Here is a 22,026-nt window from a genome sequence, read left to right as displayed (position 1 = left end):
AGCGTGAGGCAAGGTGTATTTCAGATATCGTAGCTCTGCGGCGCGCTCAGCGAGGCGATGAATTTTTTGGTGCGCTCGCGCTCCGGCGTCGAGAAGATGGCGCGGGGCGGCCCCTGTTCGACGATCACGCCGCCATCGAGGAAGACGACGGTGTCGGCGACGCGCGAGGCAAGGCGCAGATCGTGCGTCGCCATGACCATCGTCGTGCCTTCGCGGGCAAGCCGGCTCAGCACCTCGACCACCTCTTCGGCAAGCTCCGGATCGAGCGCCGATGTCGGTTCGTCGCAGAGCAGGACGCGCGGTGATGGGGCGAGCGCTCGGGCAATGGCGACGCGCTGCTGCTGGCCGCCGGAAAGCGTCGCCGGCCAGGCATCGGCCTTGTGTGCCATGCCGACCTTTTCCAGAAGTTCGAGCGCGCGGGCGCGGGCCTTGTCGGCCGGCCATTTGAGGACGGTGACGAGGCCTTCCATGACATTGGCGATCGCCGTCTGGTGCGGGAAGAGCTGGAAGTTCTGGAAGACCATGCCGGTCTGGCGGCGCAGCTTCTGGATGGCCGGCCAGCCGACCTTGCGGCCGGGTGCGAAATCGATCTTCTCGTCGCCGAGCCGGATTGAGCCGGAAGTCGGCGTTTCCAGGAGGTTGATGCAGCGCAGCAGCGTGCTCTTGCCGCCGCCCGAGGGGCCGACCAGCGCCGTCACGGTGCCCTCGGCCAGCCGGAGGCTGATATCGCGCAGGACGTGGTTGTCGCCGAAGCGTTTTTCGATGTGCTCGAGTTCGATCATGTGCGGGCCTCCAGGAAGCCGCCATAGCGGGCGAAGCGCTTTTCGAGCCGCACCTGCAGGGCGGATAGCACGGAGCTGAGCGCGAGGTAGATCAGCGCCGCCTCGATATAGAGGATCAGCGGTTCGTAGGTGGTGGCGACGATGCGCTGCGCGGTCTGGAACAGTTCCGGCACGGTGACGGCGGCGGCGAGCGAGGTGTCCTTCACCAGCGAGATGAAGGTGTTGGAGAGCGGCGGCACGGCGACGCGCGTCGCCTGCGGCAGTATGGTGCGGCGCATGGCCTGCGACCAGCTCATGCCGATCGAATAGGCCGCTTCCCACTGGCCGCGCGGCACCGAGGCGATGACGGCGCGGATGATCTCCGACGTATAGGCCCCGACATTCAGCGTGAAGCCGATCAGCGCCGCCGGGAAGGCGTCGAGCAGGATGCCGAGGCTCGGCAGGCCGTAGAAGATGACGAAGAGCTGCACCAGCAGCGGCGTGCCGCGGATCACCCAGACGTAGAAGCGCGCGATGTCGGAGAAGGGTCTCGGCGCAAACAGCCGCACGACGGCGGTGAGAAGGCCGAGCGCAAGGCCGAGCACGAAGGAGGCGAGGGTGAGCGGAATGGTGAAGACGAGCGCGGCCCACAGAAGGGGGCCAAGCGAATCCAGCATCAGTTGAAGCCACGGCGGCACGGGGACGATCCTCCGAAATGCGGCTGGCCGGAGGTGATCCCCGGCCAGCGTGTCGATCTATCTATATGCGAGGAATGGGCCGCCGCGAAGCGGTCCCTGCAAGCCTTACTTGGAAACGTCCTGGCCGAAATACTTGTCGGAGATCGCCTGGTAGGTGCCGTCGGCCTTGATGTCGGCCAGCGCCTTGTTGATCGCTTCCAGCAGCTCCGGTTCGCCCTTGCGGATGATGACGCCGGAATAGTCCGCATCGGCCTGTTCGGCGGCGATCTTCACGTTGGCATCGGGCTTGTGCTTCTTGAAGTCGAGGAAGGACAGGCTGTCGTTGATCGTGGCGTCGGCGCGGCCGGTCAGGACGAGCTGGATCGACTGGTCGAAGCCGTCGGTGCCGACGAGTTCGGCGCCGGCGCCTTCGGCGAGCTTGCCGAAGTTGCTGGTCAGTGACTGGGCGGACTTCTTGCCCTTGAGGTCGGCGAAACCCTTGATGCTGTCGTCGTCGGCGCGCACGATCAGCACGGCCTTGGAGGCGATGTAGGGCTCCGAGAAGTCGTATTTCTGCTTGCGCGCGTCGGTGATGCCGACCTGGTTGATCACGGCGTCGTAGCGGTTTGCGTCGAGGCCGGCGATCAGGCCGTCCCACTTGCCTTCCAGGAACTCGGCCTTGACGCCGAGCTTCTTGGCGATCGCCTCGCCGATCTCGACGTCGAAGCCGACCAGCTTGCCGTCGGTGTCATGGTAGGTGAAGGGGGCGTAGGTGCCTTCGGTGCCGATCTTCAGCGCGCCGGCAGCCTTGACGGCGTCGAGGTTTTCGCCGGCATGGGCCGGGGCGAGGACAGCAACCTGGAGGGCCGCGGCGGCGGCGAGGGTCTTCAACCAGTTCATCTTGGGACTCCGTTTCTGGCTCAAGTATTCGATGGGCGATCAATCGCAGAATTCGGTGCAAAACGATGGGCAGAAAACTGCGATTTGTTTAGGCAAACGCAAATATTTTTCTCATTTTCTGCCGCAGATAGACGCCGGAAGTCGCGTTTCGGCCGGTCTGGCGGGGCGTGCGCAGGTTGAGCGAACGCTGTGCATTTCCTGTTTCTAGGGTCTTGCCAAGCGACAAAACAGGGACAATTGATGTGGCACCCAAAAAAACAAACGGGGAAGGAAGATAAAAAATGGCAAACAGACTGATTGGCTTTCGTGCAGCACTCCTGGCCGGTGCGATCCTCCTGGGCGCAAGCCCGGCCCTCGCCGAAGCGGTGCTTCACCGCGGCAATGCCGGCGAACCGCAGACGCTCGACCAGGCCCACACCTCCATCAACATCGAGGAATTCATCCTGAAGGACCTCTACGAGGGCCTGACGATCTATGACGCCGCCGGCAAGATCGTGCCCGGCGCGGCAGAAAGCTGGACCGTCTCGGACGACGGCACGGTCTATACGTTCAAGCTTCGCGAGAACGCGAAGTGGTCCGACGGGTCCCCAGTAACGGCGGAAGACTTCGTCTTCTCCTTTACGCGCGTCGAGGACCCGAAGACCGCGGCGGGCTACGCCAATATCCTCTATCCGATCAAGAACGCCGAAAAGGCCAACAAGGGCGAGGTCGGCCTCGACCAGCTCGGCCTCAAGGCCGTCGATGCCAAGACGCTGGAAGTGACGCTCGAGCGCCCGACCCCCTTCTTCCTTGAACTGCTCGCGCACCAGACGGCGCTGCCGGTTTCCAAGGCCAGCGTCGAGAAGAACGGCGCGGACTTCGTCAAGCCCGGTACGATGGTGTCCAACGGCGCCTTCAAGCTTGTCAGCCATGTGCCGAACGACAACCTCGTCGTCGAGAAGAACGCGGAATACTGGGATGCGGCCAACGTCAAGCTCGACAAGGTGATCTTCTACCCGATCGACGACCAGGCCGCCTCCGTCCGCCGCTTCGAGGCGAAGGAAATGGACCTCGTCTACAACTTCTCGGCCGACCAGATCGACCGCCTGAAGAAGAGCTATGGCGAGGAGGTCCACGTCTCGCCGACGCTGGCGACCTACTATTATGCCTTCGATACGCGCCAGGAGCCCTATAGCGACGTGCGCGTGCGCCGCGCGCTCTCCATGGCCGTCGACCGCGACTTCCTGGCCAAGGAAATCTACTCCGGTTCCCAGCTTCCGGCCTATTCCATGGTGCCCCCCGGCATGGAGGGCTATGAGCCGGCGATGGCCGATTTCGGCGCGCTCTCCCAGCTCGACCGTGAGGACGAAGCGCTCAAGCTGATGAAGGAAGCCGGCTACGGCGAGGACGGCAAGCCGCTGAAGATCGAGATCCGCTACAACACCAACCCGAACCATGAGCGCGTGGCGACGGCGGTGGCCGACATGTGGAAGAACACGTTCGGCGCCGAAGTCTCGATGGTCAACCTCGACGTGTCCTCGCACTACGCCTACCTGCAGGAAGGCGGCAAGTTCAACGTGGCGCGCGCCGGCTGGGTCGCCGACTACGCGGATGCCGAAAACTTCCTGGCGCTCAGCACGAGCGGCAACAAGACCTTCAACTACGGCCAGTTCAAGAACGCCGACTACGACGCCCTGATGAAGAAGTCGTACGAGGAGCGTGACCCGGCGGCGCGCGCCAAGGTTCTGCACGAGGCCGAAGCCCTGCTCATGAAGGAACAGCCGATCGCGCCGTTCCTCACGCAGGCCGACCTTTGGCTCGTTTCGGCCAAGGTTCAGGGCTGGCATGACAATGCGGCCAACCAGCACCTGAGCCGTTTCCTCAGCGTTTCGGAATAATCCGGCGTCGGTGCGCGGCCTCTCGAGGCCGCGCTTCCGCGTATCTGGGGAGTCCAGGTCATGCTTGCTTTCGTTCTACGGCGCCTCGCCAGCGCCGTGCCGACGCTATTCATCGTCGTCACAATCTCCTTCTTCCTCATGCGCTTTGCGCCCGGCGGGCCGTTCAACCTCGAACGCCCTCTTCCGCCCGCCACGATGGAAAACCTGATGCGGGCCTACCAGCTCGATCAGCCGCTCTGGCGACAATATCTCACCTATATGGGCAATGCGGTCAGCGGCGATTTCGGTCCGAGCTACATCTACAAGGACAATACGGTCGCCGAACTCATCGGCAAGGGCCTGCCCTATTCGATGGAACTCGGCTTCTACGCGCTGCTGCTTGCGCTGGTCGGCGGCGTCACCGTCGGCACGATCGCCGCGCTCCGCCAAAACAGCGCGCTCGATTTCGCGGTCATGTCGGTCGCGACCATCGGCGTGACGGTGCCCAATTTCGTCGTCGGCCCCGTCCTGACGCTGATCTTCGCCATCGTGCTTGCCTGGCTGCCGGCCGGCGGATGGGGCGACGGGTCGCTGCGCTTCCTCATCCTGCCGATGATCGCGCTCGCGCTGCCGCAGCTCGCCGTCTTCGCGCGCCTGACGCGCGGCTCGATGATCGAGGCGCTGCGCACCGACCATATCCGCACCGCGCGGGCCTATGGCCTGCCGGCGAAATCGGTGGTCGTGGTGCATGCCATGCGCGGCGCCATGCTGCCGATCGTCTCCTATCTCGCGCCCTGCGCGGCGGCCCTCCTGACGGGCTCGGCCGTGGTCGAGACGATCTTCACCATTCCAGGCGTCGGGCGCTATTTCGTGCTCGGCGCGATCAACCGCGATTATACGCTCGTCATGGGCACGGTCGTGCTGATTGCCATCTTCGTCATCGTGTTCAACCTGCTGGTCGACATTCTCTATGGCCTGCTCGATCCGAGGGTTCGCCATGACTGATGCCGTGGTCTCTTCCGCTCCGACGAGCGAGGTGAAGGGGCGCAGCCTCTTCCAGCTCGCCGTCATGCGCTTCCGCCGCAACCGACCGGCCATGGCCGGCAGCGTCATGCTGGTGCTGATCGCCTGCTTCGCCTTCCTCGGGCCGTTCTTCATCAGCCACAGCTACGACCAGGTGTTCTCTTCCTACGTGACCAGCCCGCCGAGCCTCGAGCCGCGACCGGGCGAGGACGCGCTGGAAGACGCGATGAAGGGTGTCGCGTCGCGGGCGCGCGTCGAGTTGCAATCCTTCTCCGTCGAAGGCGAGGCCTTCACCGCCATCGTCACGGCGAAGGAGCCGATCGACCCGCGCACGACGCGCTACTTCGACCGGGCCAACGAGTTCGACAAGACGGAGGTCGTCACGACCGAGGACGAGGGCCGCAAGCTCACGCTTACCGGCATCGTCGACCGGGAATATTTCCTGTTCGGCACGGATACCAACGGCCGCGACCTCATGGCGCGCGTTATGCTCGGCGGGCAGATCTCGATCGCCGTCGGGCTGCTGGCCAGCCTCGTCTCGCTCGGCATCGGCGTCGTCTACGGCGCCATCTCGGGCTATATGGGCGGGCGCGTTGACAACGTCATGATGCGCTTCGTCGAAATCCTCTATTCGCTGCCCTTCGTCTTCCTCGTGGTGGTGCTCGTCGTCTTCTTCGGGCGCAGCTTCGTCTTGATCTTCATCGTCATCGGCGCGGTGGAATGGCTCGACATGGCCCGCATCGTGCGCGGCCAGACGCTGTCGCTGAAGCGGCGGGAATTCATCGGGGCGGCGGAAGCGTTGGGCCTGACGGATTGGCAGATCATCCGCCGGCACGTCATCCCCAACACGATCGGGCCCGTCGTCATCTTCGTGACGGTCATCGTGCCGAAGGTGATCCTGCTCGAAAGCTTCCTCTCCTTCCTCGGCCTCGGCGTCCAGGCGCCGCTGACGAGCTGGGGATCGCTGATCGCGGAAGGCGCCAACAACATCCAGTCGGCGCCATGGCTGCTCATCTTCCCCGCCATCTTCTTCGTCGTCACGCTCTTCTCGCTGAACTTCGTCGGCGACGGCCTGCGCGACGCATTCGACCCGAAGGATCGCTGATATGGAAGAGACGAAAAAGACCATGGAGCCGATCCTTGCCGTCCGGGACCTGAAGGTCTCCTTCACGACGCCGGACGGTCAGGTCAACGCGGTCAAGGGCATCGACCTCGATGTCCGCCCCGGCGAGACGCTGGCGGTGGTGGGCGAATCCGGTTCCGGCAAGAGCCAGACCATGATGGGCATCATGGGCCTGCTCGCCGCGAACGGTACGGTCACCGGCTCGGCGAAATATCGCGGCCAGGAGATGGTCGGGCTTCCGCCGAAGGCGCTCAACGAGATCCGCGGCGCGAAGATCACGATGATCTTCCAGGAGCCGATGACCTCGCTCGATCCGCTGTATCCTATCGGCAAGCAGATCGCCGAGGTGATCGTGCATCACCGCGGCGGTACGCGGAAGGCCGCCCGCCCGCGCGTGCTGGAACTCCTCAAGCTCGTCGGTATTCCCGATCCGGACCGCCGCATCAACAGCTATCCGCACGAAATGTCCGGCGGTCAGCGCCAGCGCGTAATGATCGCCATGGCGCTCGCCAACGAGCCGGACATCCTGATCGCCGACGAGCCGACGACGGCGCTCGACGTGACCATCCAGGCGCAGATACTCAAGCTGCTGCGAGACCTGCAGAAGCGGTTCGACATGGCGATCGTGCTGATCACGCACGACCTCGGCATAGTCCGGCATTTCGCCGAGCGGGTCGTCGTCATGCGGCGCGGCGAGGTAGTGGAGCAGGGCGCGACGGCGGAGATCTTCGAGAACCCGAAGGCCGATTACACGCGCATGCTGATCGAGGCGGAGCCGCACGGCCGCAAGGCCGCGCCGGCGGACGACGCGCCGATCATCCTCGAAGGCCGCAATGTGGTCGTCGATTACAAGATCGACGGTGGCCTCCTCAAGAAGCGCGCCTCGACCTTCCGCGCCGTCGACAATGTCAGCATCAGCCTGCATGAGGGCCAGACGATCGGAATCGTGGGGGAATCGGGCTCGGGCAAGTCGACGCTCGGCCGGGCGCTGTTGCGGCTCATTTCCAGCGAGGGCGCCTATCGCTTCGGCAAGACGGATATTTCCGGTCTCGACCGCACCGGCATGCGGCCGCTCCGGCGCAGCATGCAGGTCGTCTTCCAGGATCCCTACGGCTCGCTCTCGCCGCGCCAGACGGTGGGCGAGATCATCACCGAAGGTCTCTATGTGCACGAACCGCAGCTTTCGCGCGCCGAGCGTGACAAGCGGGCGATCGAGGCGCTGAAGGAGGTCGGGCTCGATCCGGCCGCGCGCAACCGCTATCCGCACGAATTCTCCGGCGGCCAGCGCCAGCGCATCGCCATCGCCCGGGCGATGATCCTGAAACCGCAGGCGGTGATCCTCGACGAGCCGACGTCGGCGCTCGACCGGTCCGTGCAGGGCCAGGTGATCGAGCTTTTGCGCGATCTCCAGTCCCGCTACGGTCTCTCCTATGTCTTCATCAGCCACGATCTGTCGGTGGTGCGGGCCATGTCCGATTATGTCGTGGTGATGAAGGACGGCAAGATCGTCGAGGAAGGCCCGACGGATGCCATTTTCAGCGCGCCCCGGGAAGCCTATACCAAGACGCTGATCGGCGCGGCCTACAACATCGCGCCGTAGACCGCGAAGGACGGGGAACGGATGGCCGCAGACCGGTTGCCGCATATCGTACTCTTTTCGGGCGGCACGGCGTGCCGCTCGACCAATCTGGCGCTGTGTACGAAGCCGGTGCGGCTGACGCGCATCGTGCCGGCCTGGGATAGCGGCGGCAGCTCGAAGGTGATCCGCGAAAGCCTCGGGGTGCTCGCCGTCGGCGACATCCGCCAGGCGCTGATGACCATGGCCCATGGCGAGGGCCGGGCGGGCGACGTGGTGAAGGTGTGCAATGCGCGCCTGACCAGCGGCGCCGAGGCCGATGCCCGCACGGAATTCGCGCTCTATGCCGAAGGTCGCCATCCGCTTCTGGAGCGGATGGAGCCGGGCCTGCGCGGCGCGATCCTCAATTACCTGCGCACCTTCCGGGCCGGCATTGCCGCGGATTTCGATTTCCGCAACGGCAGCATCGGCAATTTCATCCTCACCGGCGCGCATCTCGCCCATAACAGCGACATCAACACCGCCATCTTCGTCTTCCGCAAGCTCTGCGACGTGGCCGGCCATGTCTGGCCCTCGACGACGGCCGATGGCGTGGATCTCTCGGCCGTCCTCAACGACGGGACGCCCGTCGCCGGCCAGCACCGGGTGACGGCGCTCGCGGAGGGGGAGGGCAAGGTCGGCATCCGCGAGATCGCCCTTGCGGCCGGCGGCGAGAGGGTGGCGGCGAACGAGGCGGTGCTCGAAAGCCTTGAAAGCGCCGATGCCATCGTCTTCGGCCCGGGCAGCTTCTTCACCAGCATCCTGCCGCATTTCCTCGTCGAGGATATCGTGCCGGCGATCGCGCGCAACGTGCGCGCCCGCCGCATCTTCATCGGCAACATCCTGCAATGCCGGGAGACCCGCGGGCTGGACATGGGGCGCATGCTGGATATTGCCGCCGGCCTGTGGCGCGCGCGCGGCGGCGCGGATGTGCGGCCCTTCACGCATGTGCTGGCGAACCGCCAGCTCCTGCCCTTCGAGAAGACCGTCGGGGCCTTCGCCTATCTCGGCACCGGGCAACTGGAGGAGGCTTGCGCGCGGATCGGCGCGGAGGCGGTGATCGGCGAATTCGAGGATCCGTGGCAGCGCGGCCACCATGACGGCGAGGCCGTCGCCGACGTGCTCAGCTCGCTCTTGCCGTCGTAGGTCTTGCCGCCGGCATCCATTCGCGTGCCTTGGCGAAGGCGAGGAAGTCGTCCGCCGGCATCGGCCGCGCGAGCGCATAGCCCTGCAGGGCGTCGCAACCGAGGCTGCGCAGCAGCTCGGCATGCGCAAGCGTCTCGACGCCCTCGGCGACCGTCTCGATGCCGCGGACCTTGCCGATATCGATGATCGAATGGACGAGGCTCTGCTGTGCGGTGGATTCCAGCAATGGCAGCACCAGCCGCCGGTCGATCTTCAGCCGCTTGGGCGACAGTTCGAGCAGGCTGACGATGGAGGCGTGGCCGCTGCCGAAATCGTCGATCTCGATATCGATGCCGAGCGCTTTGATCTCCTCGATCGCCTGTTTCAGTCCGTCGTCGGCGGCGTCGAAGGAGATCGATTCCAGAAGCTCGAAGGTGAGTGCGCCGGGCCGGATGTTCATCGCCTTCAGCTTCTCGATGAGGTTCTCGTCGCGCAGGCGCTGGCAGGAGACGTTGACCGAGACGCGCGGGATATCGAGGCCCTGGCCTTCCCAGCGAATGGTCTGGAAAAGCGCCTGGTCGAGGATGGCCTCGTCGATCTGCGCGACGACGTTGAGGCTTTCGGCGACCGGCAGGAAAACGTCCGGCGGGATGAAGCCGCGCGTCGGATGCGCCCAGCGGGCAAGCGCCTCGACGCCGACGATCTCCAGCGTCTCCGCATCGAACTGCGGCTGGAAGAAGGGGTGGAACTCGCCCCGTTCGAGGCCGCGCAGGATATCGTCGCTGAGACGCTTGATCTCCACGGTGCGAAGGCGCAGCTCGTCGTTGAAGGCCTCGACCCGGTTGCGGCCTCGGCGCTTGGCCTCGTAGAGCGCGATATCGGCGTTGACGAGAAGCTGCTCGGCGGATTCCTCCGCGTCGTGGCGCGTCGCAATGCCGATGCTCGCGCCGATGCGACAGTCGTGGCCCTCGATCGCCATCGGCGCGCTGATTGCCTCGATGAGGCGCGCCGATAGCGTCGGGAAGTCGGCCGCCGCCGGATCGCGGCGCGACAGGAGCACGAATTCGTCGCCGCCGATGCGGGCGATGAAGTCCTCCGCCGGAACATGGGCGCGCAGCACGGCGGCCGCCTGTTTCAGCACCTCGTCGCCGGCGGCATGGCCGAGCGTGTCGTTGATGTCCTTGAAGCGGTCGAGGTCGATATGAAGCAGCGTCAGCGCCCGCCCGTCGTCGCTGGCAAGGGCGAGCTGCTGGTCGAGGAAGCGGCGGTTCGGCAGGCGCGTCAGCGCATCGTGCAGCGAATTGTGCTCCATGACGCGGCGGGCTTCCTCCAGCGCGCGGTTCTGCGCCTCGGCCGTCAGCTTGGCCTGCAGCAGCTCGGCCTGAAGCTGGATGTCCTCCGTCACGTCCCAGTTGGCGCCGACGATGCGCTTGGCGCCGGAGGAGGCGCGGTAGGTCATGCCGTGCGCGCGGATATGGCGGATGCTGCCGTCGTGCCGCAGCACGCGGAACGCGGTGATGTATGGTTTTTCCGTCTCGATGGCGGTGGCGAAGACGCGCTCGGCCTCTTCGAGATCATCGGGATGCAGCCCGCGGCGCCAATCCTCATAGCCGCAAACCGGCTGCGTCGGCGGCACGTCGTAGAGGACGCGCATGCGCGCGTCCCAGGAGAGGTGCCGGGTTTCGGAGTCGTATTCCCATACGCCGACCTTGGAGGCGTCGAGCGCGAGCTGGAGGCGCTGCGAGACGGTTTCCAGTCGCTCCTCGCGATCCTGCAAGGCAAGGATATGGCGGTGGCGGTCCTTCGTGAGGTAACCGACCCAGAACATCGGCGCGACGATGATGAGGGCGAGCAGCGCAAGGCCGCCGCGAAAGAGGCCGAGATCGGCGGAAGGCTGGTGCCAGCCCTTCACCGGCGCGGCCGACATGGTCCAGATCTCATGGCCGATGTCGAGGGACATCACCACCGGGTCGGCATCGACCGCGGCAGTGGTGCGGAAGAAACCCTTCGCCTCGCCACCCTCATGCGCCCGGCTGGAAATCGAGACGGCGATGCGCATGTCCTCGTCGAAGCCGCTGCTGGCGAGCAGCTTGTCGAGGTCGATCACCGCGGAGGCGATGCCGAAGAAGGCGTTGTCCTTGCCGGTATGGATCGGATAGCGCGCGATGAGGGCGCGCCCGCCCTGCACGAGATTCACCGGGCCGGTGACGATCAGCCGGTCGTGCTGCTTGACCTGCATGGCGGCGGCGCGCTGCTGTACGTTCTTGTGATAGTCGAGGCCGAGGCTGCGTTCGTTGCCCTTCAGCGGATAGACGAGGGTGACGACGAAATCCGGCGCGATGGCGAGATTACGCAGTTGCGTTCCCTCGCGGAAAATACGGCGGGACAGGTCGGCGAAACGCTCCGGCGACATGTCCGGTTCGGTTGAGAATGTCGCGACGAGGCCCTGCACCAGCTTGATGTCGCTGAGGATGTTGCCCTGCAGGCGTGCGCGCAGCAGGCCGAGTTGTTCCGTGGTGAAGGAGCGCAGGTATTCCGTCTCCAGCCGGCGCTTCTGCACGTCGGCGAGAAAGGCGGCGATCAGGACGGCAAACGCGACGACGATGGCGGGGATGTAGTATCCCAGCCCCCGGAAGGATAGTGGGGCATTCCGGTCGTTCATCGCGTTCCGTTCGTTTGCGCATCTACGCGTCCTGGGCCGTACGCCCGGGGCGATCGTCGACGGACGATGGCAGACGCAGCTTAATATTTGCTGACGAGGCGATGGCCTGTTCTGGAAGGTGACAGCGATACCGCCGGCCCTGGGGCTTCCCGTCGCGGCCCATTCGGGCTACTCCTCCGCGCGGATCGAAACCACGGAGGGAGCGGGTTTGCCGGCGGAAAGCGATAGGGCGGAAAGCGCATTCGGCGCGCTGCTGCGGGCGATCGTCGAGGAAAGCCCGCTGAAGGCGGCAGGCTTCATCGTCACCATCTATGGCGACGTGGTGGAGCCGCGCGGCGGCGTCGTGTGGACCGGCAACCTCATCGAGACCTGCGCCGCCGTCGGCATCAGCGAGACCCTGGTGCGCACCGCCGTCTCCCGCCTCGTCGCCGCAGGCCAGCTTGCCGGCGAGCGCGAGGGGCGCCGCAGCTTCTACCGCCTCGCCGCGCCCGCCCGCGCCGAATTCGCCGCCGCCGCGCGGCTGCTGTTCGGTCCGCCGGAGGCGGCGGACTGGCACTTCGTCCAGTTGACCGGCCCGGCGCCGGACGAGGCGATGCAGGTCCTCGAGCGTGCCGGCCATGCAAGGCTCGGTCCAAGGCTCGCCGTGGGTGTCCGGTCGCTGCCGAGCTTCCGGCAGCCTGCCGTGGTCTTCAAGGCAGAGGTGCTGAGCGGCGGGCAGGACCTCGGCGCCTTCGCCGCGGATCACTGGAACCTTGCCCTGCATGCCGATGCCTATCGCGGCTTCCTTGACCGGTTCGGCCGGCTTGCCGGCCTGCTCGCCGGCGGCATAAGGCTCACCGCAGCCGACAGCCTCGTTGCGCGGCTGGTGCTCGTGCACCAGTATCGTCTCGTCGTGCTGCGCGATCCGCGCCTGCCGCTTGCCGCGCTGCCGGGGGACTGGCCGGGCGAGCAAGCGCGCCGGCTCTTCACGGATCTCTATCTGCGTCTTTCGCCGGAGGCAGACCTGCATGTCGCGCGCAGTTTCGTGACGGCGGATGGCAGACTGCCGGAAGCGAGCGAGGCGACGCTCCGCCGCCTTTCGTTGCTGCGCGATCCGGCCTGAGCCCACTTTTTACGCGGAAAACGCCCTCTTGGTGCTATGATAAATGGTGCCGACATAAAACGTCACAGAATTTGTAAAAATTATCATTGATTTGTGACATGTTGAATGGTAAATAGATAACCGATCGGTCGGTCAATCTTTCCGGATGGGCGACCGGCCTTGGGTGCCAGGGAGGAAACCGCGTGTCCGAAGCCTTTATCTGCGATGCCGTTCGCACGCCCATCGGCCGTTATGGCGGGCTGCTGTCCTCGGTGCGTGCCGATGACCTTGCCGCCGTGCCGCTTGCCGGGCTGATGGCGCGCAATCCCGGTGTCGACTGGTCGAAGGTGGACGATCTCATCTATGGCTGCGCCAACCAGGCCGGCGAGGACAACCGCAATGTCGGCCGCATGGCCGTGCTGCTCTCCGGGCTTCCCGTTTCCATTCCTGCCACCACCGTCAACCGCCTCTGTGGCTCCGGCATGGACGCCGTCGGCATGGCGGCCCGCGCCATCCGCGCCGGCGACTGCGATTTCGTCATTGCCGGCGGCGTCGAGAGCATGAGCCGCGCGCCCTTCGTCATGCCGAAGGCCGAGAGCGCCTTTTCCCGCGCCAATGCCGTCTACGACACGACGATCGGTTGGCGCTTCGTCAATCCGAAGATGAAGAAGGCCTTCGGCGTCGATTCCATGCCGGAGACGGCCGACAATGTCGCCGCCGACTTCGCCGTCAGCCGGCAGGACCAGGATGCCTTCGCCGCCCGCAGCCAGACCCGCTGGGCCGCTGCGCACGAGGCCAGCGTCTTCGCGGACGAGATCGTGCCCGTCCATGTGCCGCAGAAGAAGGGCGATCCGCTCGTCGTGGATACCGACGAGCATCCCCGTCCCGGCACTACCGCCGAGCAGCTCGGCCGGCTCAAGGGCGTGAACGGCCCCGACCTTTCCGTCACCGCCGGCAACGCCTCGGGCGTCAATGACGGCGCGGCTGCCTTGCTCATCGCCAACGAGGCCGTTGCCAAAGCGCAGGGCCTGACGCCGAAGGCGCGCATCGTCGCAATGGCGGCGGCGGGCGTCGAGCCGCGCGTCATGGGCATCGGCCCTGCGCCGGCCGCGCGCCGCGTGCTGGAGCGCGCCGGTCTTTCGCTCGGCCAGATGGACGTCATCGAGCTCAACGAGGCCTTCGCTTCGCAGGCGCTCGCTGTTCTGCGCGATCTCGGCCTGCCGGACGATGCCCCGCATGTGAACCCGAACGGCGGCGCCATCGCCATCGGCCATCCGCTCGGCATGAGCGGCGCCCGCCTGGTGACAACGGCCGCCTACCAGCTCCATCGCCAGGGCGGTCGCTACGCACTCTGCACGATGTGCATCGGCGTCGGCCAGGGCATCGCCATCATTCTCGAACGCGTTTGACGCGCCGGAAACAGGAGGAAAGACCATGTATGCCCAGATGGTGAAGACCGATGCCGCCCGCGTCCGCTCCCTCGACGAGATGGATCCCGTCGAGCGCGCCTTCCAGGAGCGCGTCGATGCCGGCCAGAAGATCGAGCCGAAGGAATGGATGCCGGAGGGCTACCGCAAGACGCTGGTGCGCCAGATCAGCCAGCACGCCCATTCGGAGATCGTCGGCCAGCTCCCGGAGGGCAACTGGATCACCCGCGCGCCGACGCTGGAGCGCAAGGCGATCCTGCTCGCCAAGGTGCAGGACGAGGCGGGCCATGGCCTCTATCTCTACTGCGCCGCCGAAACGCTCGGGGTCAGCCGCGACGAGATGTACGAGCAGCTTCATTCCGGCAAGGCGAAGTATTCCTCGATCTTCAACTACCCGACGCTGACCTGGGCCGACATCGGCGCGATCGGCTGGCTGGTCGACGGCGCGGCCATCATGAACCAGGTCCCGCTGCAGCGCTGTTCCTACGGCCCCTATGCGCGGGCCATGGTGCGCATCTGCAAGGAAGAGAGCTTCCACCAGCGCCAGGGCTACGACGCGCTGATGAAGATGGTGAAGGGCACGCCGGCGCAGAAGGCCATGGTGCAGGACGCGCTGAACCGCTGGTGGTGGCCGTCGCTGATGATGTTCGGCCCCTCGGACGACGCCTCCGTGCATTCGGCCCAGTCGATGGCCTGGAAGATCAAGCAGAATTCCAACGACGAGCTGCGCCAGAAATTCGTCGACCAGACCGTGCCGCAGGCGACGTATCTCGGCCTCACCGTGCCGGACCCGGACCTCAAGTGGAACGAGGAGAAGGGCGGCTACGATTTCGGCGAACCGGACTGGGAAGAGTTCTTCAACGTGATCGCCGGCAACGGTCCCTGCAATGCGGAGCGTCTCGACGCCCGCAAGAAGGCTTGGGACGACGGCGCCTGGTTCCGTGACGGGCTCACCGCCCATGCGCAAAAGGCCGAAGATCGCCGCGCCGCCGCAAAGGTCGCGGCCGAATAAGTTTTGGGAGAGAGAACCATGTCCAGCGAATGGCCGCTTTGGGAAGTCTTCATTCGGGGCCAGCACGGCCTCAACCACCGCCATGTCGGCAGCCTGCACGCGCCCGACGCCGAGATGGCCATCAACAATGCCCGCGACGTCTACACGCGCCGCAACGAGGGCGTCAGCATCTGGGTGGTGAAGTCGGCCGAGATCACCGCGAGCGCGCCCTCGGAGAAGGGACCGCTGTTCGACCCGTCGGACTCCAAGGTCTACCGGCATCCGACCTTCTTCGACATTCCGGACGAAGTGGGGCATATGTGATGGCGACCGCGGCGCTCGATCCGGCGGCCCGTCAGGCCGCGCTCTTCGAATTCCTGCTGCGCATCGGCGACAATGCGCTGATCCTCGGCCACCGCGTTTCCGAATGGTGCGGCCATGCGCCGGCGCTGGAGGAGGATATCGCGCTCGCCAACACCGCGCTCGACCTGATCGGCCAGACCCAGCTCTGGCTCGGCCTTGCCGGCGAAGTGGAAGGTAAGGGCCGCTCGGCGGACGACCTCGCCTATCTGCGCGACGGCTACGAATTCCGCAACATCCTCCTCGTTGAGCGCCCGAACGGTGATTTTGGCAAGACGCTGATGCGGCAGTTCCTGTTTGACGCCTGGCACTACCTGCTCCTCAAGGCGCTGAAGGGCTCGTCGGACACGCGCATCGCCGATATCGCGGAAAAGGCCTTCAAGGAGGCCTCCTATCATCTCGACCGCAGCCGCGACCTCGTCATCCGCCTCGGCGACGGCACGGCGGAAAGCCATCGCCGCATGCAGGCGGCGCTGGACGACCTCTGGCCCTATACCGGCGAGATGTTCATGGGCGACGCCCTGGATGCCGAACTGGTCGAGGCCGGCGCCATTCCCGCCCCGCGGAGCCTCAAGGCCGACTGGGACGAGATCGTTGCCGACACGTTTGACGAGGGCACGCTGAAGAAGCCGGCCGACGGCTACATGCACAAGGGCGGCCGGCGCGGCGTGCACACCGAGCATCTCGGCTTCATCCTGTCCGAGATGCAGTTCCTCCAGCGCGCCTATCCGGGCGCCACCTGGTAGGAGGCGGTGATGGATCCGGCGCTCCGTCCCTCGGTCGATGAGGTCTGGCACTGGCTGTCCGAGGTGCCGGACCCGGAAATCCCGGTCATCTCGCTCACCGACCTCGGCATCATCCGCGATGTCGAATGGCGGGACGATACGCTGGTGGTGACGGTGACGCCGACCTATTCGGGCTGTCCCGCGACGACGGTGATCAATCTCGATATCGAGACGGCGCTGACGGAGAAGGGCCTTTCCAATGTGCGGCTGGAGAGGCGGCTCTCGCCCGCCTGGACGACGGACTGGATCAGCGCCGAGGGCCGGGAGAAGCTTCGCGACTACGGCATCGCTCCGCCGATCGACGGCACGGCGGCCGACGGCGTGCTGATGAAACGCATCGACCGGCTTTCGGGCCGTTCGAACCTGACGATCGCCTGTCCGCGCTGCGGATCGGCGAACACCGAGAAGATCAGCCAGTTCGGCTCGACGCCCTGCAAGGCGAGCTATCGCTGCACCGACTGCCTGGAACCGTTCGATTACTTCAAGTGCATCTGACTACGAGAGCTTTGTTTTTACGCAATTCCGGACGCAAGACGCTCAAGCACTTTTGCTGGAATTGCTCTATGGAAAGGGCCCGCGCATGGCACGTTTTCATCCCCTGACCGTGACCGACGTTCGCCGCGAGACGCGCGATGCGGTCGTGGTCACGCTGCGGCCGTCCGACGAGGACCGCGCCGTCTTCGACTTCACGCAGGGCCAGTACCTGACCTTCCGCCGCAAGTTCGAGGACGAGGAGCTGCGCCGGTCCTATTCGATCTGCGCCGGCAAGGACGAGGGCGTGCTGAAGGTCGGCATCAAGCGCGTCGACGGCGGCTGCTTCTCCACCTGGGTCAACGAGAACCTGAAGCCGGGCGACATGCTGGAGGCCATGCCGCCGATGGGCGCCTTCTTCACGGCGCTGGAGCCGGAGGTCGGCAAGCACTATCTCGGCTTTGCCGGCGGCAGCGGCATCACGCCGGTGCTCTCGATCATCAAGACCGTGCTGTCGCGCGAGCCGCGCTCCCGCTTCACGCTGGTCTATGCCAACCGGCAGATCAGCTCGATCATGTTCCGCGAGGAGCTGGAGGACCTGAAGAACCTCTATCTCGGCCGCCTCTCCGTGCTGCATGTGCTGGAGAGCGAGGCGCAGGACATCGATCTCTTCACCGGCCGCGTCGACGGCGAGAAATGCGCGGCGCTCTTCAGGAGCTGGATCGACATCGGGTCGATCGCCACCGCCTTCATCTGCGGCCCGGAGCCGATGATGCTGGCGATCGCCGCGGCGCTGCGCGAGCACGGGCTTCGCGACGACCAGATCAAGTTCGAGCTCTTCGCCTCCTCGCAGCCCGGCCGTATCAGGCGCAAGGTGGAGCAGGCGAACGGCGCGGACCACGATGCCGCCTGCGAGGCGACCGTCACGCTCGATGGCGCCACGCGCACGTTCAAGTTCCCGAAGCAGGGTCGGAGCCTGCTCGATGCCGCGCTCGAAAACGCCATGGACGCGCCCTACGCCTGCAAGGCCGGCGTCTGTTCCACCTGCCGCGCCAAGGTTCTCGAAGGCGAGGTCGAGATGGAGACCAACCATGCGCTCGAGGATTACGAGGTGCGCCAGGGCTATGTGCTGACCTGCCAGTGCTACCCGCTCACCGACCGCATCGTCGTCAGCTACGACCAGTAGGGGGAACTGCCATGTCGGATACGATGCCGATCGAGGATTATCTGGCCCAGGGCGGCGTTCTCTCGTCGCCGGCCAATGTGCCGCCGCGCTATCGCGGCGAGCTGTTGCGCCTGATGGCGAGCTTCGTCGACAGCGAGCTGGCCGGTTCCGCCGGCTTTGCCGATACGATCAACGATGCGCCGGGCATCCAGGAGCGCATCTCCGCCGCCCGCATCGTGCTGGAAAAGGCCGACCATGCCGGCAAGGTGCTGAAGGTCATGGAAACATTCGGCGCCGATGGAGGGCGCTATGCCGTGCACCATCCCTGGGCCGAGCGGCTCGCCCGCGGGGCGGATATCGGCGCGGCGCGGCAGGGCGGCGACATGCGCCTTTCCGTCTTTCATTATCCGCTGGAAGGCTGGGTGGACGCCGTCGTCATGAACGTGCTGATGGGCCAGGCGAGCATCGTGCAGCTCAAGGAACTGTCGCGCGTCTCCTACCAGCCGCTCGCCGAGGTCTTCCGCGCCATCCTGCCGCGCGAGACGCGCCATGCCGAGCTTGGCCTCGCCGGTCTCGTGCAGGCCGTCGACGGTGCGGACGGCCGCGCCGGGGCGAAAGCCTCCGTCGCCTACTGGTATCCCCGCGTTGCCGCGAGCTTCGGCCATTCCGGCTCGGCGCGCTTCGAGACGCTGTCGCGTTTCGGCCTGCGGCATACGCCCAACGAGAAGCTGCTTGCCGAATGGCGGGCGGAGGTCGATGCGCAGCTTGCTGCGCTGAACCTGAACTGACAGAAGGATAGTGAGATGAACGTCATGGCAAACCGACCGCGCCGGCTCGAAAGCTATGTCGGCGGCCAGTGGGTCGCCGGGGCCAAAGAGGGCGTGCCGTTGCTCGACGCCTCGACGGGCGCGCCCGTCGCCTTCATCGATTCTACCGGTATCGATTTCAAGGCGATCCTCGCCTATGGCCGCGACAAGGGCGGGCCGGCCTTGCGCCGCCTGTCCTTCCATGAACGCGCGGCCATGCTGAAGGCGCTCGGCCAGGCGCTGATGGAACGCAAGGAGGAGTTCTACGCCCTGTCGACCGCAACCGGCGCCACCCGCGCCGACAGCTGGGTCGATATCGAGGGCGGCATCGGCACGCTGCTGTCCTACGCATCCAAGGGCCGGCGCGAGCTGCCGAACACCCGCGTCCTGCTCGACGGCAAGGTGGAGCCGCTTTCCAAGGACGGGACCTTTGCCGCGCAGCATATCCTGAGCCCGCTGCAGGGCGTCGCGGTCCACATCAACGCCTTCAACTTCCCCTGCTGGGGCATGCTGGAAAAGCTGGCGCCGACGCTGCTCGCCGGCGTTCCGGCCATCGTCAAGCCGGCGAGCCAGACGGCCTATCTCACCGAGCTCATGGTCCGCCGCATCATCGAGACCGGCATCCTGCCGGAGGGTGCCCTGCAGCTCGTCTGCGGCTCCGTCGGCGACCTGCTCGACCATGTGGAGGGCCAGGATGCCGTGACTTTCACCGGCTCGGCCACGACCGGCCGTCGTCTCAAGACGCACAAGGCGATCGTCGAGAATTCCGTACGCTTCACCATGGAGGCGGACAGCCTGAACGCCGCCGTGCTCGGCCTCGATGCCGCGCCCGGCACGGAAGAATTCGACCTTTTCGTCAAGGAAGTCGCCCGCGAGATGACGGTGAAGGCCGGCCAGAAGTGCACGGCGATCCGCCGCGTCATCGCGCCGCGCGCCCATGGCGAAGCGCTGATCGAGAGCCTGCGCGCCCGGCTCGGCAAGACGGCCATCGGCAACCCCGCCGACGAGGCCGTCCGCATGGGGCCGCTCGCCAGCCTCGACCAGCGCGAGGAAGTGCGCGCCCGCATCCGCGACCTTTCCGCCGACGCGGAGATCGTTGCCGGCGATCCGGACAATCCGAGCGTGACGTCCGGCGATGCCCTCGCCGGCGCCTTCCTCAATCCGGTGCTGCTCTATTGCGACAAGCCGGGCTCCGCCCGCGCGATCCATGATGTCGAGGCCTTCGGCCCGGTCAGCACGGTCATGCCCTATGACACGGCGGAAGAGGCGGTCGATCTTGCCCGGCGCGGCAAGGGCAGCCTGGTCGCGTCCGTCTTCACCAACGATCCGGCTTTCGCCGAGGAGGTCGTGCTGGGCCTTGCTCCCTTCCACGGCCGCGTGATGATCGGCAACCGCGTCAGCGCCAGTTCCTCCACCGGCCACGGCTCGCCCTTGCCGGGCCTCGTGCACGGCGGCCCCGGCCGCGCGGGCGGCGGCGAGGAACTGGGCGGCATCCGCGGCGTCAAGCACTACATGCAGCGCACCGCCGTGCAGGGCGCGCCGACCATGCTGTCCGCCGTCACCGGCCGCTGGCTTCCGGGCGCCGAGGCGCGGGCAGGCGGCGAGCACCCGTTCCGCAAGTCGCTCGCCGAGCTCAAGGTCGGCGACCAGCTCGTCACCGCCACGCGCACGGTGACGCTCGACGATATCGAGCACTTCGCCCATTTCACCGGCGATACCTTCTACGCGCACATGGACGAGGAGGCCGCCAAGGCGAACCCGTTCTTCGACGGGCGCGTGGCACATGGCTACCTGATCGTGTCCTTCGCCGCCGGCCTTTTCGTCGATCCGGCGCCAGGCCCGGTCCTTGCCAATTACGGCGTCGACAACCTGCGCTTCCTGACACCGGTCAATCCCGGTGATACGCTTCAGGTGCAGCTCACCTGCAAGGAGATCAATCCGCGCGCCAATGCCGAGCATGGTGAGGTGCGCTGGGATTGCCAGGTGACCAACCAGACGGGCGCCACCGTCGCGCAATACGACGTTCTGACGATGGTGGCCAAAACGAGAGAGTGACCGCATGACGCCGATGGAGCAGGACCCGCGCCGCCTGGAAATGACCGTTCTGATGACGCCCGACATGGCGAATTTTTCCGGCAAGGTCCACGGCGGGGCGCTGCTCAACCTGCTCGATCGCGTGGCCTTCTCCTGCGCGTCCCGCTATTCGCAGCACTATGCGGTGACGCTGTCGGTCGATCAGGTGATGTTCAAGGAGCCGATCCAGGTCGGCGAGCTCGTCACCTTCCGCGCCTCGATCAACCATACGGGACGCACCTCCATGGAGGTCGGCATCCGTGTCGAGGCGGAGAACATCCGTTCCGGCCATCGCCGGCACACCAATTCCTGCTATTTCACCATGGTTGCCGTCGACGATGCCGGACGGCCGCTGCGCGTGCCGGACCTGCGTCCCACCGATCCGGTCGATATCCGCCGCTACAAGGCGGCGGAGCTGCGCCGGACGCTGCGGCGCGAATTCGCGGAGCGGCTGGAGTCGGTCGCCGCGACGGGCAAGGATGTGGAACGGGCGGAAGAAGGTTAGTCGTTACTTACGTAACGGCCTTGACGCCTTCGAGGATCAGCGTCGTCGCGATGTCGGCATATTCGTCCCGCGTGACCGGCCCGTTCGGGCGGAACCACATGTAGACCCAGTTCATCATGCCGAAGAGCGACATGGTGACGGGCATCAGCAGGGGACGGTCCTTGTTGAGGTCCGGGTTGATGTCGCGGATGACGCCGGAGAAGCGCTTGACGATCTGCCGTTCTATCGCCTGCAACTCGCCGAGCTGCTCGGCGGAGAGCGCGCTGGTGCCGTTGAGCTGCACCTTGTGCTCGTTGTCGCGCCCCTCGTAGTTCTTGAGGACGGCCTTGACGAGAAGGCGCAGCCGCTCCTGCGGCGCGACGTCGGTGCGGTCGGCCGCCTCGATCGCCGTCTCCAGTTCGGTCAGATGCGTGCGCACGATGTCGAAGATCAGCGCGTCCTTGCTCGGATAATAGTGATAGAGCAGGGCCTTCGAGACGTTGCTGTGCGAGGCGATCAGCGACATGGAGGCCTTCTCCATGCCCATTTCGGCGAACACCGCCGCGGCACTCGACAGAATGCCACGCTGTTTTTCCTCGAAATCGACTGCGCGCGTGCGTGCCATGTGTTCCTTGCTCTGC

Annotated in this window: 20 protein-coding genes; 15 read left to right on the top strand and 5 right to left on the bottom strand. The window is 65.9% G+C overall.

What is annotated here, in order from left to right; translation table 11 throughout:
• Positions 1–20: 20 nt before the first annotated feature.
• The 3 genes from Q9316_RS15840 to Q9316_RS15830 all read right to left on the bottom strand — a co-directional run bounded on the left by Q9316_RS15840 (position 21) and on the right by Q9316_RS15830 (position 2,338).
• Positions 21–782, bottom strand: a complete 762-nt coding sequence (locus Q9316_RS15840) for an amino acid ABC transporter ATP-binding protein (RefSeq protein ID WP_306032537.1) — start codon at positions 780–782, stop codon at positions 21–23.
• Positions 779–1,459: an amino acid ABC transporter permease gene (locus Q9316_RS15835; protein ID WP_306032536.1), complete on the bottom strand. Its 681-nt coding sequence runs from the start codon at positions 1,457–1,459 to the stop codon at positions 779–781. The genes Q9316_RS15840 and Q9316_RS15835 overlap by 4 nt, the downstream gene beginning before the upstream one ends.
• Before the next feature lie 105 nt (positions 1,460–1,564).
• Positions 1,565–2,338 (bottom strand): amino acid ABC transporter substrate-binding protein, encoded by a 774-nt coding sequence (locus tag Q9316_RS15830; protein WP_306032535.1) that lies wholly within the window; start codon positions 2,336–2,338, stop codon positions 1,565–1,567.
• Positions 2,339–2,619: 281 nt separating this feature from the next.
• Between Q9316_RS15830 and Q9316_RS15825 the strand changes: the two genes are divergently transcribed.
• The 5 genes from Q9316_RS15825 to Q9316_RS15805 are packed head-to-tail and all read left to right on the top strand — an operon-like array spanning position 2,620 to position 9,101.
• Entirely contained in the window at positions 2,620–4,215 is a 1,596-nt protein-coding gene (locus Q9316_RS15825) for a peptide ABC transporter substrate-binding protein (protein ID WP_306032534.1), read from the top strand.
• A gap of 60 nt (positions 4,216–4,275) precedes the next feature.
• Positions 4,276–5,199: an oligopeptide ABC transporter permease OppB gene (oppB, locus tag Q9316_RS15820; protein ID WP_306032533.1), complete on the top strand. Its 924-nt coding sequence runs from the start codon at positions 4,276–4,278 to the stop codon at positions 5,197–5,199.
• Complete coding sequence (locus Q9316_RS15815; RefSeq protein WP_306032532.1) at positions 5,192–6,322, top strand: ABC transporter permease; 1,131 nt, start codon at positions 5,192–5,194, stop codon at positions 6,320–6,322. Before oppB ends, Q9316_RS15815 begins: the two co-directional genes overlap by 8 nt.
• 1 nt (position 6,323) lies before the next feature.
• On the top strand, positions 6,324–7,940 hold the full coding sequence (locus tag Q9316_RS15810) for an ABC transporter ATP-binding protein (RefSeq protein WP_306032531.1): 1,617 nt from the start codon (positions 6,324–6,326) through the stop codon (positions 7,938–7,940).
• A 21-nt stretch (positions 7,941–7,961) separates the two neighbouring features.
• Complete coding sequence (locus Q9316_RS15805) at positions 7,962–9,101, top strand: gluconeogenesis factor YvcK family protein (RefSeq protein ID WP_306032530.1); 1,140 nt, start codon at positions 7,962–7,964, stop codon at positions 9,099–9,101.
• Here Q9316_RS15805 and Q9316_RS15800 read toward each other — a convergent pair.
• Entirely contained in the window at positions 9,079–11,742 is a 2,664-nt protein-coding gene (locus Q9316_RS15800) for a bifunctional diguanylate cyclase/phosphodiesterase (RefSeq protein WP_306032529.1), read from the bottom strand. The genes Q9316_RS15805 and Q9316_RS15800 overlap by 23 nt on opposite strands.
• Before the next feature lie 208 nt (positions 11,743–11,950).
• Between Q9316_RS15800 and paaX the strand changes: the two genes are divergently transcribed.
• From paaX to Q9316_RS15750, 10 genes are all read left to right on the top strand, one after another.
• Positions 11,951–12,844 (top strand): phenylacetic acid degradation operon negative regulatory protein PaaX, encoded by an 894-nt coding sequence (gene paaX, locus Q9316_RS15795; protein ID WP_306032528.1) that lies wholly within the window; start codon positions 11,951–11,953, stop codon positions 12,842–12,844.
• A gap of 182 nt (positions 12,845–13,026) precedes the next feature.
• Positions 13,027–14,232: a 3-oxoadipyl-CoA thiolase gene (pcaF, locus tag Q9316_RS15790; protein ID WP_306032527.1), complete on the top strand. Its 1,206-nt coding sequence runs from the start codon at positions 13,027–13,029 to the stop codon at positions 14,230–14,232.
• A gap of 25 nt (positions 14,233–14,257) precedes the next feature.
• Entirely contained in the window at positions 14,258–15,262 is a 1,005-nt protein-coding gene (gene paaA, locus Q9316_RS15785) for a 1,2-phenylacetyl-CoA epoxidase subunit PaaA (protein ID WP_306032526.1), read from the top strand.
• A gap of 18 nt (positions 15,263–15,280) precedes the next feature.
• Positions 15,281–15,565: a 1,2-phenylacetyl-CoA epoxidase subunit PaaB gene (gene paaB / locus Q9316_RS15780; RefSeq protein ID WP_306032525.1), complete on the top strand. Its 285-nt coding sequence runs from the start codon at positions 15,281–15,283 to the stop codon at positions 15,563–15,565.
• Complete coding sequence (gene paaC / locus Q9316_RS15775) at positions 15,565–16,347, top strand: 1,2-phenylacetyl-CoA epoxidase subunit PaaC (protein ID WP_306035331.1); 783 nt, start codon at positions 15,565–15,567, stop codon at positions 16,345–16,347. The genes paaB and paaC overlap by 1 nt, the downstream gene beginning before the upstream one ends.
• A gap of 9 nt (positions 16,348–16,356) precedes the next feature.
• Positions 16,357–16,881, top strand: coding sequence for a 1,2-phenylacetyl-CoA epoxidase subunit PaaD (paaD, locus tag Q9316_RS15770; RefSeq protein ID WP_306032524.1), 525 nt, complete (start codon positions 16,357–16,359; stop codon positions 16,879–16,881).
• A gap of 85 nt (positions 16,882–16,966) precedes the next feature.
• A complete protein-coding gene (paaE, locus tag Q9316_RS15765; protein ID WP_306032523.1) occupies positions 16,967–18,043 on the top strand; it encodes a 1,2-phenylacetyl-CoA epoxidase subunit PaaE in 1,077 nt (358 codons plus the stop codon).
• A gap of 11 nt (positions 18,044–18,054) precedes the next feature.
• Entirely contained in the window at positions 18,055–18,810 is a 756-nt protein-coding gene (locus tag Q9316_RS15760) for a Phenylacetic acid catabolic protein (RefSeq protein ID WP_306032522.1), read from the top strand.
• Between the two features lie 15 nt (positions 18,811–18,825).
• The gene (gene paaZ / locus Q9316_RS15755) at positions 18,826–20,883 is read left to right on the top strand and encodes a phenylacetic acid degradation bifunctional protein PaaZ (protein ID WP_306032521.1); all 2,058 of its coding nucleotides are present in this window, start codon (positions 18,826–18,828) and stop codon (positions 20,881–20,883) included.
• A gap of 4 nt (positions 20,884–20,887) precedes the next feature.
• Positions 20,888–21,406: an acyl-CoA thioesterase gene (locus Q9316_RS15750; RefSeq protein ID WP_306032520.1), complete on the top strand. Its 519-nt coding sequence runs from the start codon at positions 20,888–20,890 to the stop codon at positions 21,404–21,406.
• Positions 21,407–21,413: 7 nt separating this feature from the next.
• Here the strand turns inward: Q9316_RS15750 and Q9316_RS15745 are convergent, their stop codons facing one another.
• Positions 21,414–22,010: a TetR/AcrR family transcriptional regulator gene (locus Q9316_RS15745; protein WP_306032519.1), complete on the bottom strand. Its 597-nt coding sequence runs from the start codon at positions 22,008–22,010 to the stop codon at positions 21,414–21,416.
• Positions 22,011–22,026 lie beyond the last annotated feature (16 nt).

Origin of the sequence: Shinella zoogloeoides (genome assembly GCF_030733845.1) — a bacterium.
Taxonomy (GTDB): Bacteria; Pseudomonadota; Alphaproteobacteria; order Rhizobiales; family Rhizobiaceae; genus Shinella; species Shinella zoogloeoides_C.
This window is presented reverse-complemented; position numbering and strand designations above follow the sequence as displayed.

What these genes read in the sequence shown, in the direction of transcription:
- Q9316_RS15840 (WP_306032537.1), bottom strand. Translation starts at nt 782, where the DNA reads ATGATCGAACTCGAGCACATCGAAAAACGCTTCGGCGACAACCACGTC.
- Q9316_RS15830 (WP_306032535.1), bottom strand. Translation starts at nt 2,338, where the DNA reads ATGAACTGGTTGAAGACCCTCGCCGCCGCCGCGGCCCTCCAGGTTGCT.
- Q9316_RS15825 (WP_306032534.1), top strand. Translation starts at nt 2,620, where the DNA reads ATGGCAAACAGACTGATTGGCTTTCGTGCAGCACTCCTGGCCGGTGCG.
- oppB (WP_306032533.1), top strand. Translation starts at nt 4,276, where the DNA reads ATGCTTGCTTTCGTTCTACGGCGCCTCGCCAGCGCCGTGCCGACGCTA.
- Q9316_RS15815 (WP_306032532.1), top strand. Translation starts at nt 5,192, where the DNA reads ATGACTGATGCCGTGGTCTCTTCCGCTCCGACGAGCGAGGTGAAGGGG.
- Q9316_RS15810 (WP_306032531.1), top strand. Translation starts at nt 6,324, where the DNA reads ATGGAAGAGACGAAAAAGACCATGGAGCCGATCCTTGCCGTCCGGGAC.
- Q9316_RS15805 (WP_306032530.1), top strand. Translation starts at nt 7,962, where the DNA reads ATGGCCGCAGACCGGTTGCCGCATATCGTACTCTTTTCGGGCGGCACG.
- Q9316_RS15800 (WP_306032529.1), bottom strand. Translation starts at nt 11,742, where the DNA reads ATGAACGACCGGAATGCCCCACTATCCTTCCGGGGGCTGGGATACTAC.
- paaA (WP_306032526.1), top strand. Translation starts at nt 14,258, where the DNA reads ATGTATGCCCAGATGGTGAAGACCGATGCCGCCCGCGTCCGCTCCCTC.
- paaB (WP_306032525.1), top strand. Translation starts at nt 15,281, where the DNA reads ATGTCCAGCGAATGGCCGCTTTGGGAAGTCTTCATTCGGGGCCAGCAC.
- paaC (WP_306035331.1), top strand. Translation starts at nt 15,565, where the DNA reads ATGGCGACCGCGGCGCTCGATCCGGCGGCCCGTCAGGCCGCGCTCTTC.
- paaD (WP_306032524.1), top strand. Translation starts at nt 16,357, where the DNA reads ATGGATCCGGCGCTCCGTCCCTCGGTCGATGAGGTCTGGCACTGGCTG.
- paaE (WP_306032523.1), top strand. Translation starts at nt 16,967, where the DNA reads ATGGCACGTTTTCATCCCCTGACCGTGACCGACGTTCGCCGCGAGACG.
- Q9316_RS15760 (WP_306032522.1), top strand. Translation starts at nt 18,055, where the DNA reads ATGTCGGATACGATGCCGATCGAGGATTATCTGGCCCAGGGCGGCGTT.
- paaZ (WP_306032521.1), top strand. Translation starts at nt 18,826, where the DNA reads ATGAACGTCATGGCAAACCGACCGCGCCGGCTCGAAAGCTATGTCGGC.
- Q9316_RS15750 (WP_306032520.1), top strand. Translation starts at nt 20,888, where the DNA reads ATGACGCCGATGGAGCAGGACCCGCGCCGCCTGGAAATGACCGTTCTG.
- Q9316_RS15745 (WP_306032519.1), bottom strand. Translation starts at nt 22,010, where the DNA reads ATGGCACGCACGCGCGCAGTCGATTTCGAGGAAAAACAGCGTGGCATT.